Annotated in this window: 11 protein-coding genes; 7 read left to right on the top strand and 4 right to left on the bottom strand. The window is 56.3% G+C overall.

Annotated elements, in window-relative coordinates; all coding sequences use genetic code 11:
- Positions 1–49: 49 nt before the first annotated feature.
- Entirely contained in the window at positions 50–784 is a 735-nt protein-coding gene (locus tag AB2B48_RS10095) for a class I SAM-dependent methyltransferase (protein WP_368301670.1), read from the bottom strand.
- Between the two features lie 133 nt (positions 785–917).
- Here AB2B48_RS10095 and mdtQ point away from each other — a divergent pair, with 133 nt between their 5' ends.
- Positions 918–2,360 carry a multidrug resistance outer membrane protein MdtQ gene (gene mdtQ, locus AB2B48_RS10090; protein WP_368301669.1) on the top strand — a complete coding sequence of 481 codons (1,443 nt, stop codon included), beginning with the start codon at positions 918–920 and terminating at the stop codon, positions 2,358–2,360.
- 362 nt (positions 2,361–2,722) lie between these two features.
- On the top strand, positions 2,723–3,379 hold the full coding sequence (locus AB2B48_RS10085) for an oligogalacturonate-specific porin KdgM family protein (RefSeq protein WP_220439431.1): 657 nt from the start codon (positions 2,723–2,725) through the stop codon (positions 3,377–3,379).
- A gap of 65 nt (positions 3,380–3,444) precedes the next feature.
- Here the strand turns inward: AB2B48_RS10085 and AB2B48_RS10080 are convergent, their stop codons facing one another.
- On the bottom strand, positions 3,445–4,017 hold the full coding sequence (locus AB2B48_RS10080; RefSeq protein WP_185666930.1) for a DedA family protein: 573 nt from the start codon (positions 4,015–4,017) through the stop codon (positions 3,445–3,447).
- A gap of 154 nt (positions 4,018–4,171) precedes the next feature.
- Between AB2B48_RS10080 and AB2B48_RS10075 the strand changes: the two genes are divergently transcribed.
- Together AB2B48_RS10075 and pbpG are read left to right on the top strand one after the other, a co-directional pair.
- Positions 4,172–4,759, top strand: coding sequence for a Yip1 family protein (locus AB2B48_RS10075; protein ID WP_185666931.1), 588 nt, complete (start codon positions 4,172–4,174; stop codon positions 4,757–4,759).
- A 180-nt stretch (positions 4,760–4,939) separates the two neighbouring features.
- Entirely contained in the window at positions 4,940–5,893 is a 954-nt protein-coding gene (gene pbpG, locus AB2B48_RS10070; RefSeq protein ID WP_185666932.1) for a D-alanyl-D-alanine endopeptidase, read from the top strand.
- Here pbpG and AB2B48_RS10065 read toward each other — a convergent pair whose 3' ends face one another.
- Entirely contained in the window at positions 5,894–6,448 is a 555-nt protein-coding gene (locus AB2B48_RS10065) for a GNAT family N-acetyltransferase (protein WP_368301947.1), read from the bottom strand. It abuts the gene before it with no gap.
- A 121-nt stretch (positions 6,449–6,569) separates the two neighbouring features.
- Positions 6,570–8,291: a D-lactate dehydrogenase gene (dld, locus tag AB2B48_RS10060; protein WP_185666933.1), complete on the bottom strand. Its 1,722-nt coding sequence runs from the start codon at positions 8,289–8,291 to the stop codon at positions 6,570–6,572.
- A gap of 198 nt (positions 8,292–8,489) precedes the next feature.
- Here dld and bglX point away from each other — a divergent pair, with 198 nt between their 5' ends.
- From bglX to AB2B48_RS10045, 3 genes are all read left to right on the top strand, one after another.
- On the top strand, positions 8,490–10,787 hold the full coding sequence (bglX, locus tag AB2B48_RS10055) for a beta-glucosidase BglX (protein ID WP_368301668.1): 2,298 nt from the start codon (positions 8,490–8,492) through the stop codon (positions 10,785–10,787).
- Positions 10,788–11,161: 374 nt separating this feature from the next.
- Positions 11,162–12,502, top strand: a complete 1,341-nt coding sequence (locus AB2B48_RS10050; protein WP_368301667.1) for a glycoside hydrolase family 28 protein — start codon at positions 11,162–11,164, stop codon at positions 12,500–12,502.
- 62 nt (positions 12,503–12,564) lie between these two features.
- Complete coding sequence (locus AB2B48_RS10045) at positions 12,565–14,127, top strand: MFS transporter (protein WP_368301666.1); 1,563 nt, start codon at positions 12,565–12,567, stop codon at positions 14,125–14,127.
- Positions 14,128–14,166 lie beyond the last annotated feature (39 nt).

The raw sequence follows: 14,166 nt of genomic DNA, 5'->3' as shown, positions 1-14,166 counted from the left end.
ATCGGTGAGTGCCGGATAAGGCGTAGCCGCCATCCGGCACTCACCCAACTCACACCGGCTTACGCGCGCGCAGAATAAAAATCATCGGCCGTTCTTTCTCTTCATCCAGCGCCGGGTTGGCGGCAATCTGTTCTGCGGTTGGTCCCCATTCGTTGAGGCATTCAATCACAAAACCGGCGGCGACCAGCGCGTTGATCCAACTGCCAAGCGTCCGGTGCTGTTTCTTCACGCCGTCGGCAAACCAATTGCTGATGCGCTCGCCTTCCTGCTGATAATGGCTGACCGGCCAGCTTTTCTGTCCCTGTGCATCTTCCTGCCAGCCCTGCTTGAGCGGGGCGGTATAGATAGGATGCTCGGCGGAAAACAGCAGCGTACCGCCCGGCGTCAAAGCCTGATATACGCAGGTGAGCAGCGGGGTGATATCGGGCAAATAGTGCAGCGCCAGCGAGCTGTAAACCACGTCGCAGCTATTGGCGGCAAGGGTGAGGGTTTGCAAATCTTCGCAGCGGTATTCAATCCCCGCGTCGTGGGTCATCTCTCGCGCCCGTTCCAGCATGAGGCTGGAGAGATCCAGCCCGGTCACCTTAGCGGCGCCCTGGTCGCGCGCCCAGCGGCAAAACCAGCCGTAGCCACAGCCAAGATCCACCACCCGCTGACCGGCCAGCGCGGGCATCATCTGCACAATAGTGGCCCATTCCGGCGCACCGTCGAGCCCTCTAACCGAACGATCAAGCGTGGCGTACCCGGCGAAGAAATCAGGGTTGTCATAAATATTCTGACTCATTTCTACTCCATGAAATTTAATCATTTTTGACTGTCACTAAGTATGTCAAATTATGTTCCCACACGCTTTACTAAAAGGATTGGCTGCATTTAAATTAATATAAACCTCCTTCTTTTGTAACCTGACCTCTCAAATGAACTTAACTCTGAAAAAAAGCGTGCTGACTGGTTTACCCCTGCTCATCGCGCTGGCTGGCTGTGCACCTTCGCATGATATTGGTAGTCCTGTTAAACAGCAGGTTCCGGCCTCGAACGTTTCAACGGAACTCCCTGCGGCGTTGCAAAACGGTTGGCCGCAGAGTAACTGGTGGCAGGGCTATCACGATGCACAGCTGAACAGCCTAATTACCCGCGCGCTGGCGAATGCGCCGGATATGCAGATTGCCGATCAGCGCATCAAACTGGCCGAAGCGCAGGCGCGGATGTCGAAGTCGTCGCTGGGCCCGGAAGTGGATTTCGGCGGGAATCTTGAGCGCCAGAAAATGTCCTCAGAAGGCCTGATGGGGCCGTTTGCCACCGACACTGACGGCAATACCGGCCCGTGGTACACCAACGGTACGTTCGGCCTGACCGCCGGATGGGATCTTGACCTGTGGGGTAAAAACCGCGCGCAGGTGAAGGCGCGTATCGGTGAAGTGAAGGCGCAGGTTGCCGAGCGGGCGCAAACCCAGGAACTGCTCTCCAGCAGCGTGGCGCGTTTGTACTGGCAGTGGCAAACCGAAGCCGCGATTCGCGACGTGTTAGAGCAGGTGAAAAGCGAACAAAATAATATCGTGACCGTGGATACCGAGCTGTACCAGCACGGGCTGACCAACTCCGCCGAAGGGGCTGAGAACGATATTAACGTCAGCAAAACCGACCAGCAGTTGACCGACGTGGCTGGCAATATGAAAGAGATTGAGGCGCGGCTGATGGCGCTGACCAACAGCCAGAGCCAGTCGCTGAATCTGCGTAAGGTCGACCTGCCAGCGGTTGCCAGCAAAATGCCGGCTCGCTTAGGCTACGACCTGCTGGCGCGCCGTCCGGATCTGCAGGAAGCGCACTGGTATATCGAAGCGTCGCTGAGTGAGATCGACGCGGCGAAAGCGGCGTTCTACCCGGACATCAACCTGATGGCCTTCCTGCAACAGGATGCCCTGCACTTAAGCGATCTGTTCCGTAGCTCGGCCAACCAGATGGGCGTGACCGCCGGGCTGACGCTACCTATCTTCGATAGCGGCCGTCTGAACGCTAACCTTGATATCGCTAATGCGCAGAGCAATCTCTCCATCGCTAAATATAATAAAGCGGTGGTGGATGCGGTAAATCAGGTGGCGAAAACTGCCAGCCAGGTTGAAACGCTGATGGAGAAAAACCAGCAGCAACAGCAGGTTGAAAAAGACGCACAGCGTGTGGTGACGTTGGCGCAGGCGCGGATGAACGCCGGGATTATTCCGGGTGCTAAAGTTAGCCTTGCGAAATTGCCCGCTCTGCAGGAGCGCGTCAACGCGTTACGCCTGCACGGCCAGTGGATCGATGCCAGCATCCAGCTGACCTCGGCGCTGGGCGGTGGCTACCACATCAGCGAAGAAAAATAGCCAACCTCGTGTTACTTCCCCCCTGTATTATTCATGCAGGGGGAAAGTGGAAAATAAATACTTAGATTAAATAATATCACTCGCTAATATATACCCTCGGCATTTGATTTTTAATTTTATTAAAAATCACCATCAATATTGCATTAAAATATGTTTGTGATCACGTATTTTGATTTAATTTAATGACACCTCATTTGCTCGCCACTAGTATCGCCCTCCGAAGAAAGAATATTCTTTATTGATAATAAATACCCTACACCTTTTTATATTCATATTTTAAATATTAAAGCCAGTTCCTCACCGCTTTGGAGTTAACGATAACAACAGAGGACGATTGCGTGAAAAAATTAATAACCTTTGGGATGCTGGCCTTCGCCAGCGCATCAGCACAGGCGGTCACTATCGACCTGCGCCATGAGTATACCGACGACAGTCAGGTGCAGAAGGACAGGGTGCTGATATCACACCGCTTTGCTAACGGCTTTGGCTTCTCGGTTGAGGCAAAAAGCAAATCGGGCGGTGAACATTCGCGGAAAGCGTTTAATGACGTCGTTGATAATGGTAGCGAATATGTGGTGAGCTATCAGTTTAATGCGACGCCGGAAATAACGATTCAACCCGGCCTGGCATTAGAGACCTCTTCGTCTAAATCAATTTATAAACCGTATATTCGTGGGCAGTATAATTTCAGTAATGGTATTTATCTGGCAGCGCGATATCGCTACGAATATGTGCGAGATACTTCTGAAGATAAAGACGATGAACATATTAACCGCGGTGACGTATGGCTGGGTTATAAAACCGGCGCGTGGGCATTCGAAGGCAACTACCTTTATAAAAAGAGCGAAGATTTTAATCGCTATGACAACGGTAAAGATGATTACGAGCTGAACTTTAAAACGGCCTACAGTATTGATAAAAACTGGAAGCCGTATGTGGAAATCGGCAACGTCTCCGTGCGTAATACCACCGACGAGCGTCAGACGCGTTATCGTGTGGGCGTGCAGTATTCGTTTTAAGGTTTGCGTGATTCCCGGCGTCGCGTTGCTCGGCCGGGCTACCCTAAACCCGGCCTATGCCGGGTTTATTCCTGCGGTTTTTTCGCTTCGCGATGCTTCATCCACCAACGAACGGCAATCACCAGCGCGACCACCAGCACCAGCCAGATGAGATGCTTCAGATGTTTATCCAGATGATGCAACCACGGACCAATGGCTTCACCACCAAGGTACCCAAGCGTGGTGAACAGCAGCGCCCAGATTAACGCCCCCAGAATATTCAGCGGCAGGAAGATCTTCGGTGGCAAACCGCTGGCGCCAATCAGCAGCGGCCCAATGACGCGGAAACCGTACATAAAACGGGTGCCAATCACAAACAGATAGGGACGACTTTTAATCAGCCGCTGCGCCTTGCGAATGCGCGCCTGGTGGCGTGAAAAACGTTTAAGCAGCCGCCCGCCAAACCGCCGACCAAGCAGGTACAGCAACTGGTCGCCTATCATACCGCCCAGCGCCACCGAAATGACCACTAGCGGAAATTTTAACAGACCCTGATGCGCCACCACCCCGCCGAGCAGCGTAATCGTTTCGCCCTCCGCCATACTGCCAATCACCAGCGCAGCGTAACCATAGTGGGAAATCAGGTTATTGATATCCATGCAAACACTCACTCCTTACTGCATCAATCCTTTAATCATACACCCTCACGCGAGAAGTGCGGCGGCGTCTATTTTTTACGTTGTACATAAAACAATCTATTTATGTGAATTATACTTAGAGCAACGTGGTACGAAGCCGTGCTGAGGAGGCGTTATGAACCATGTATGGGGACTCTTCTCCCACCCTGATAAAGAGATGCATGTGATCCGTAGTGAGAACGAAACCGTCTCTCACCACTATATGCATCATGTGCTGGTGATGGCGGCCATTCCGGTGGTGTGCGCGTTTATCGGTACCACCCAGCTTGGCTGGAACTTTGGCGAAGGCACCGTGGTCAGGCTTTCACTGATGACCGGGATTGGGCTGGCGATACTCTTCTACGCACTGATGCTGGCGGGCGTAGCGGTGATGGGCCGGGTTATCTGGTGGATGGCACGCAACTACCCGCAGCGTCCTTCACTCAAGCGCTGTATGGTGTTTGCCGGCTACGTGGCGACGCCGATTTTCCTGAGTGGTATCGTCGCGCTCTATCCGCTGGTGTGGCTGTGCGCGCTGGTGGGGACGGTGGCGCTGTTCTACACCGGGTATTTACTCTACGTCGGTATTCCCACCTTCCTCAATATTAACCGGGAAGAGGGGCTGAGCTTTGCCAGTTCCACCCTCGCCATTGGGGTGCTGGTACTGGAGGTTCTGCTGGCGCTGACCGTGGTGCTGTGGGGCTACGGATACAGGCTGTTTTAACTCGCTGAATGCATTGCTGATGTGAATGTAGATTCCGTCAGCAATGCAGCATTTATTCACTATTCTTTTCTGGTAGATGCCGCGCACTCCGCGCTATGATGAGCCATTCCGCTTCGTACCCCTTAGGTACGAGGCGGTTGTCTATCATAATGTGCATAAATAACCACCAGAATACTCACCATGCAGAAATTTCGCGTTTCCCTGCTGAGCCTTGCCTTTGTGCTGGCTTTGCCTTTTGCGCCTCAGGCGAGTGCTAAAACGGCCGTCACCGCCGTTGCCTCGCAGCCGGAAATTGCTTCCGGTAGCGCGATGATTGTTGATCTTGAAACGAACAAAGTTATTTACGCCAACCAGCCGGATCTGGTGCGCCCGATGGCCTCTATCACCAAGCTGATGACGGCGATGGTGGTGCTGGACGCGCATTTGCCGCTGGATGAGATCCTGACGGTGGATATCAGCCACACGCCAGAGATGAAAGGGATTTACTCCCGCGTGCGCCTGAACAGCCAGATCAGCCGTAAAAATATGCTGTTGCTGGCGCTGATGTCGTCAGAAAACCGCGCGGCGGCGAGCCTGGCTCACCACTATCCGGGCGGCTATGACGCGTTTATCCGGGCGATGAACGCCAAGGCAAAATCGCTGGGGATGACCAACACCCGCTACGTTGAGCCAACCGGGCTGTCGATTCATAACGTGTCGACCGCGCGTGACCTGACGAAGCTGCTGATTGCCACCAAACAGTATCCGCTGATTGGCCAGCTCAGCACCACCAAAGAAGACACCGCGACCTTCGCTCATCCGGCCTACACGCTGCCGTTCCGCAATACCAACCATCTGGTGTATCGCGATAACTGGAGCATTCAGCTGACCAAAACCGGCTTTACCAACGCTGCGGGTCACTGCCTGGTGATGCGCACCGTGATGAACAAGCGCCCGGTGGCGATGGTGGTGATGGATGCATTCGGTAAGTTTACCCACTTCGCTGACGCCAGCCGTCTGCGTACTTGGGTAGAAACCGGGAAAGTGATGCCGGTACCTGCGGCCGCGCTGAGCTATAAGAAGCAGAAGGAAGCCCAGGTGGAAGGCGATATCGCCAGAGCCCAGAAAAGCGGGCAAACCACCCAGGACGATTAACTATTCCGGCAGCGTCCAGTCACCATCATTGAGTGGACGCTGCATGATTACCGTATCCCGCCAGTCCCCCATCTTGTAGCCCACGCTACGCAACTGACCCACCACCTCGAAACCGTGCTTTTTATGCAGGCGCAGCGAACCGGTATTGTTATTGCCGTCGCCAATCACCGCCAGCAGTTGCCGCCATGGCCCTTGCTCGCAAATCGTAATCAGCGCCGTTAACAGGCGACTGCCGATGCCGTGCGCCGTCATTGTGGTGTCAACGTAGATAGACTCTTCAAGGGTGTAACGGTAGGCCGGGCGAGGGCGGTAGTGGTTGGCATAGCAGTAACCGACCACTTCGCCGCGATAGAGCGCCACCAGCCACGGCAGGCCCTGTTCCTGAATATTGCGCATCCGCTGCTGCATTTCATCAATGGATGGCGGCACCTCTTCAAACGAGGCGCGGCCGTTAAGCACGTGCCAGGCATACAGCGCGGCAATGGCTTGTACATCGTCAGCCTGCGCGTCACGGATTTCAACATTGCCGTCGCGGGTGACATCAAGCGTAGACATCATTGTATTCCTTATCGTGTTGGGAAAATTCCCGGCGTCGCTGCGCTCGGCCGGGCTACATGCGAATCGTAGCCCGAGCGAGGCGTTTACGCCGACCCCGGGAAATTCTACCGGCGTCGCATTACACGTCGGTTTTTTCGCCCCAATATTTGAGCTTACTGGTTTTACCGATCCCCGGGTTCATGCTGTTGGTCGGATCGTTTTCGCGGTAATGGCGCTTCAGGTTTTCATCTGCTTCATACAGATGCCCTACGTTATGCTCCGCCGGATACTGCGCGCCGCGTTCACGCAGCAGGGCCAGCATCTGCTCTTTGACCTCGTGCGGATCGACCCCTTTCTTGACGATATAATCCTGGTGGAACACGTAACACATAAAGTGCCCGTAATAGAGCTTATGCACCAGCTTGCTGTCGATCTCCGCCGGCAGATGCTCAAACCACTCGGTATCGTTACGGCGCAGCGCAATATCCAGCGCCAGAATATCTTCCACCTCATCGGCGTGAACCGCCTGGTAGCGGATGGCTGCGCCCGCCGCCGCGAAGCGGTGCAGGAAGGCTTTGCTGCCTTCTTCCGGCGTACAGACGAAGAAGTCACCTTCTGCCTCTTTAAAGTATTCGGTCAGCCACGCCTGCGCTTCATCAATGCCGTCACCGGCCATTTTCAGCAGCAGGTGATGTTCGTATTTATCGCGCCAGGTTTTCATGCGCTCCGGCAGATGCGCCGGGAAGGCGTGCCCCAGCTTTTGCATAAAGCGGTCGGTGAAGTGCGGCTTGAACAGCGACACTTTTTCCAGCATCGCATCCGCGCGGCCCTTCATGGTGAAGAAGAACGGCATTTTGTCGGTGCCGAGCTTGTCGATCATCAGGAAGGTATCTTTGCCGTACTGCTCGGCAATATCGTAAATATCGCGGTGCATATATTCGCCCGCGACCGGCAGATTTTTGAACTCCGCCAGAATATGGCGGCGAATTTCGGTCAGCACGTCAGGCTGATTGGTGCCGATATAGAACACCTGCTGGCGTTTTTCCGCCGGGAAGGTGTCGAGGCGCACCGCAAACACCGCCAGCTTACCCGCACAGCCGGAGGACTCAAACAGGCGTTCCGGGTCGGCGTTGTAACGCGCTGGCGTATCCGCGTTCACGTCGCGCACGCGGTTCACGTAATCATAGTCATGAGCGTGGCGACCATCGTGCTGCACGTCGCTGTCTTTGACGCGCTCGTCGTCAAGCTTGCTGAGGATCTGCTCTGGCGTCTCGCCAAGGTCAATGCCCAGATGGTTGACCAGCGTCAGCTTGCCCTGTTCGTCAATGCGGGCAAACAGCGACATTTCGGTGTAGGCCGGGCCGCGCTGCACCAGCGAGCCGCCGGAGTTGTTGCAGATACCGCCAATTACCGAGGCGCCGATGCAGGAAGAACCGATCACCGAATGCGGCTCGCGGCCAAAGGGCTTCAGCGCTTTTTCCAGCGAATAGAGCGTGGTGCCCGGCCATGCCAGCACCTGTTCGCCGTTATCCAGCAGGTGCAGTTTATCGAGGCGCAGGGTGCTGATAATGACGATATCGCGGTCGTAGTCGTTACCGCTCGGGGTTGAACCTTCGGTCAGGCCGGTGTTGGCGGCCTGCATCAGAATAATTTTGTCGGCGTTGACGCAGGCGTTCAGCACGCGCCACAGCTCAAGCAGGGAGCCGGGGAAGACCACGGCCAGCGCGTCGCCGTGGCCGGAACGGAAGCCTTTGCGATAGCGAGCGGTTTTAGCAGGGTCGGTCAGCAGGTGGGCGTGACCAACCAGGCGGGAGAGTTCGTTAATCAGCGCATTATTATCAGTTGTGGTTTGAGAAGACATTCTCCACTCCTTGTGGCGAGACAAATTTGTCGTTTCTAAGAATAGCGCTTTGTATGATCATTTGGTGAGCGAATGTTTCTAAAAATCAGAGAATAACCTTAGCTTTCTGTACCGCCGTCATTTAAGTTTATGGCAAACTGCGTTTTTTCATCGACTCTCGCCGCGCTACCCGGCATGGAATAAAGAGATTACAAGAATATGAAATGGCTACTTTCTGTTGGCGTCGCCGTGAGCCTGGCGCTGCAACCCGCTCTGGCGGAGGAACTGTTCGGCAATCACCCACTCACGCCGCAGGCGCGTGACGCCTTTGTGACCGGTCTGCTTAAGAAGATGACGGTCGATGAAAAAATCGGCCAGCTGCGCCTGATTAGCGTCGGGCCGGACAATCCGAAAGAAGCCATTCGCGATATGATCAAAGAAGGGCAGGTGGGGGCGATCTTTAACACCGTCACCCGTCAGGATATCCGCGCCATGCAGGATCAGGTGATGTCCCTCAGCCGCCTGAAGATCCCGCTGTTTTTCGCCTATGACGTGGTACACGGTCAGCGTACCGTCTTCCCGATTAGCTTAGGGCTTGCCTCCACCTTTAACCTCGATGCGGTGAAAACCGTGGGCCGCATTTCGGCCTATGAAGCGGCGGACGACGGCCTGAACATGACCTGGGCGCCGATGGTCGACGTGTCCCGCGACCCGCGCTGGGGCCGTGCCTCCGAAGGTTTTGGCGAAGATACCTATCTAACCTCCATCATGGGTGAAACCATGGTCGAAGCGATGCAGGGCAAAAGCCCGGCAGACCGCTACTCGGTGATGACCAGCGTGAAGCACTTTGCCGCCTACGGCGCGGTTGAAGGCGGCAAAGAGTACAACACCGTCGACATGAGCCCGCAGCGCCTGTTCAACGACTATATGCCGCCGTACAAAGCGGGGTTGGATGCCGGCAGCGGCGCGGTAATGATCGGCCTGAACTCGCTAAATGGCACCCCGGCCACCGCCGACGCCTGGCTGATGAAAGACGTGCTGCGTAAGCAGTGGGGCTTTAAAGGCATTACCGTTTCTGACCACGGGGCCATCAAAGAGCTGATTAAACACGGCGTGGCCGCCGACCCGGAAGATGCGGTGCGCGTCGCGCTGAAAGCCGGTATCGACATGAGTATGAGCGACGAGTTCTACAGCAAATACCTGCCGGGGTTGATTAAGTCGGGCAAGGTCACGATGGCGGAACTCGACGATGCCACCCGCCACGTGCTGAACGTCAAATATGACATGGGGCTGTTTAACGACCCGTACAGCCACTTAGGGCCGAAAGATTCTGACCCGCAGGATACCAACGCCGAAAGCCGCCTGCACCGCACCGAAGCGCGTGAAGTTGCGCGCCAGAGCCTGGTGCTGCTGAAAAACCGTCTGGAAACCCTGCCGCTGAAGAAAAATGCCACCGTTGCCGTGGTGGGCCCGCTGGCCGATAGCCAGCGCGACGTGATGGGCAGTTGGTCTGCCGCAGGCGTTGCCGCGCAGTCGGTGACCGTGCTGACCGGTATCAAGAACGTGATGGGCAACGAAGGCAAAGTGGTTTATGCCAAAGGCGCTAATGTCACCAACGACAAAGGCATCGTCGACTTCCTGAACCTGTACGAAGAGGCGGTAAAAATTGACCCGCGCTCGCCGCAGGCGATGATTGATGAAGCGGTTGCGGCGGCGAAACAGTCCGATGTCGTCGTTGCCGTGGTCGGTGAAGCGCAGGGCATGGCGCATGAAGCCTCCAGCCGTACCGAACTTTCGATTCCGAAAAGCCAGCAGGATCTGATTGCCGCGCTGAAAGCCACCGGCAAGCCGCTGGTCTTAGTGCTGATGAACGGGCGTCCGCTGACCCTGGTGAAAGAAGACCAGCAGGCTGACGCCATTCTGGAAACCTGGTTTGCCGGTACCGAAGGCGGTAACGCTATCGCCGACGTGCTGTTTGGCGACTACAACCCGTCCGGTAAGCTGCCGATGTCCTTCCCGCGCTCCGTGGGGCAGATTCCGCAGTACTACAGCCACCTGAACACCGGTCGCCCGTACAATGCTGACAAGCCGAACAAGTACACCTCACGCTACTTCGATGAAGCGAACGGCCCGCTCTATCCGTTTGGTTATGGCCTGAGCTACACCACCTTCTCGGTCTCCGACGTGAGGCTGTCTGCGCCAACCATGAAAGCGGGCGGCAGCGTGACCGCCAGCGTGCAGGTGACTAACACCGGCAAGCGTGAAGGGGCAACGGTTATCCAGATGTACCTGCAGGATGTCACCGCCTCGATGAGCCGTCCGGTTAAACAGCTGAAAGGGTTTGAGAAAGTGACCCTGAAGCCGGGTGAAACCCAGACCGTCAGCTTCCCGATTGACGTCAACGCGCTGAAGTTCTGGAACCAGCAGATGCAGTACGCGGCGGAGCCTGGCAAGTTTAACGTCTTTATCGGCGTGGATTCGGCGCGCGTGAAGCAGGGCGAGTTCGAACTGCTGTAAGGATTACCCTCACAACCTCCAGGCCGCACCGAACGGTTCCCTCTCCCCCCGGGGAGAGGGTTAGGGTGAGGGGGCAATCCCCCAACCCTGACTCCCGCACCGCTTTGTGATCCCCCTCCCAATTTATCCACTATCTCCCCCCTATCTGCGTCAACCCACCGCTTTTCCCCTGCCAAACCCAACCAATATGTGACCTCTATCACTCATCAAATCCCGCCGCCTCGCCGTTTTGTGCGCTTGCTCAAAAGCGATGACCGGGGGCCATAACCGGCGTGATGCCATTCACTAATACGTAAAAAAGCCCGTATCTGCCCGGCGAGAGAATCGGCGTAACCGCGTTAAATGCAGCTATCTCAATCTACGCAGGTAGCCACATGAAGATTTCATTGCATAACACCGCCCTCGACCGCAGCGGCAACACCCCGCTTACCGCGCAGCTTCAGCAGCTGATTGATGAAATCGACCGCGCCGGAGGCGGCACGCTGGTGGTCTCTCCGGGCGACTGGATGACCGGCACGCTGGTCCTGCCGTCGAACTTTACTCTGCATCTGGAAGCGGGTGCGCGCCTGCTGGCGAGCCCTCGCGCCGAGGATTATCCGGCTGAGCTGACGCAAACCGTCGCCGAACTGTCCCGCATGGCGCTGATTTATGCGCGCAACGCCCATCACATTACGCTGAGCGGCGAAGGCTGCCTGGCGGGTGGGGCCAGCGCCTGGTTTTCTGCCAGCGCCGATGCTCAGGGCTACCGCCAGCCGAAAACCATGCGCCCGCGCATGCTGGTGCTGGAAGGCTGCCAGCAGGTGCGCATCCGTGATATCACCATCAGCGACTCGCCGATGTGGACGGCGCATCTGGTGAGCTGCAACCAGGTGTTTATCCAGAATCTGACCATTGATAACGATCTGGCGCTCTCCAACACCGACGCGCTGGATATCGACAGCTGTCAGCACGTGCATATCAGCGACAGCTACTTCAGCGCCGCCGATGACGGCATCTGCGTGAAAACCACCCGCAAACCGGAAGGGCTCCAGCAGCCAACGCGCCACGTGGTGGTGAGCAACTGCCTGATCCGCTCAAAAAGCTGCGCCATCAAAATTGGCACCGAAACCTTCGCCGACATCAGCCATATCGCGGTGCACAACTGCTCAATCTTTGAGTCCAACCGCGGCATTGGCCTGGTCTCCCGCGACGGCGGTCAGTTCAGCCAGATGATCTTCAGCAACATTCTGTTCGACTGCCGTCACGGCCACCCGTGCCACTGGGGCAAAGCCGACCCGGTATTTATCTCCGTGCGCCACCGCGACCCGCAGATACCGCCGGGAAGGGTCGAGGACATTACCTTCAGCCAGCTTTCCGGGGTGAGCGAAGGGGCCATCAACCTGCATGCGGAAACGCCGGGCGATATCCGCCACGTCACCTTCAACGGGCTTTCATTGCAGCAGCTTACCGGCCCGTCCGATGAGCAGGGCTGCTATGACATTCGCCCGCCGTGCAACCCGGCAAGCCCAACCGGGATGGGGCTGGATAACGCCTACCGCGTGAACCCGCAAACCGGCCGCGCCTGGGGCGTGGATGCCTATCCGGGCGGCCTGCCCGCGCTGTACGCCAACGGGGTGAGGGGGCTCACGCTTAACGATTTGCGTATTCGCCGACCACAGCCGCTGCCGCAGAGCTGGAGTGAGCGCACCATCGTGCAGGAAAACGCCGACGCCTGATGCTATTTGACGACGGCGCGGCTTGCGGCTTCGCCGTCCTGTTATGTTCAAGGGGATGGAAAATGATAAAAAAAGTGCGGGAGATAAAACTCCACAACTATATCTGTTACGGCCTGGCCGATGTTATCGGTTCAGGGGCTTTTACTCTGGTGAGTGCCTGGCTGCTGTTCTTCCTGACCACCTTCTGCGGCCTGACGCCGATTGAAGCAGGTTCGCTGTTTGCCGTGGCGCGTATCGTCGATGTGATCATGTGTCCGTGCATGGGCTACATCTCCGATAACTTCCACAAAACCCGCCTCGGTCGTCGCTTTGGCCGTCGCCGTTTCTTCCTGCTGCTGAGCATTCCGCTGGTGGCGGTTTACAGCCTGCTGTGGGTGCAGGGCTTTAACTACTGGATGTACCTGCTGGTCTATATCCTGTTTGAAATCGTTTACTCGATGATTTTGATCCCGTACGACACCCTGTCGGCCGAGATGACTAACGACTTCACCAAACGCTCTAAGCTGACCAGCGCCCGCATGTACATTGCGCAGTTCGCTGGCTTCACCGCCGCGTTCCTGCCGGGCCGCCTGCTGGCCTACTTTGGATCTGATTCTGCTATTTCCTTCTTCTACGCCGGGGCGATTTTCACCGTGGCCTTTATGGTGGTGCTGTTCTTCGTCTACTTCGGCACCTGGGAACGTTCGCTGGAAGAGATTGAGCAGAGCGAACGCAGCGTTGAGACCGAAGAGAAGCAGCCGCTGAGTAAGCGCCTGTTCGATATCTACTACGATTTTGTCTCTACCCTGAAAATTAAAACCTTCCGTTCACACCTGGGGATGTATCTGGGCGGTTCGGTGGCGCAGGATATCTTTAACTCCGTCTTTACCTATTTCGTGGTCTTTGCCCTGGCGACCTCTTCCGTTGTTGCCAGTAACCTGCTGAGCGTCATCAACGGCCTGCAGTTCTTCGGCGTCGGCGTCGCCACCTGGCTGACTCTGCGTTACTCGCCGTCTCGCGCGTTTGCGACTCAGGCGCTGATGGCGCTGGTGGCGTTTGCCCTGTTCGCGGTGACCTATCTCTACGGCTCAACCAGCATGTCGATGCTGTATCTGGCAGCGGGCGTAGCCGGTCTGGCGCGTGGCGGTATCTACTCCATTCCATGGAACAACTACACCTTCGTGGCGGATGTGGATGAAATCCTGACCTGTAACCGTCGTGAAGGGATCTTCGCTGGCTTTATGAGTCTGCTGCGTAAAGCGTCCCAGGCGTTCTCCATCTTCCTCGTTGGCGTGGCGTTGCAGATGTCCGGCTTTATCACCGGCCACTCCAGCCAGCCGCAGTCGGCGATTAATATGATCCTCGCCATCATGATTATTCTTCCGGTTATCCTGACCCTGTGGGGCATCTGGTCGGCCTTCCAGTTCAAAGTCAACAGCCGTACCCATGCGGTGCTGAACGAAGAAGTGGCGCGCCTGAAACAGGGCGGCAGCAAGGCAACCGTGACGGCAGAAACCAAAGAGGTTATCGAAAGCCTGACCGGGATGCCGTACGACCACTGCTGGGGTGATAACACCGTCGGCCACGTCAACCGCAGCCTGCTCAAAGCCAAACAGCATCAGTTAGCGCAGTTGAAAAACGCGTAAAACCAAACAAATAAACACCTTGTAGCCCGGGCGAGCGCA

Origin of the sequence: Kluyvera sichuanensis (genome assembly GCF_040930405.1) — a bacterium.
GTDB lineage: Bacteria > Pseudomonadota > Gammaproteobacteria > Enterobacterales > Enterobacteriaceae > Kluyvera > Kluyvera sichuanensis.
Note: the sequence above shows the minus strand (reverse complement) of the source record. Positions and strands in the feature narration are given on the sequence as shown.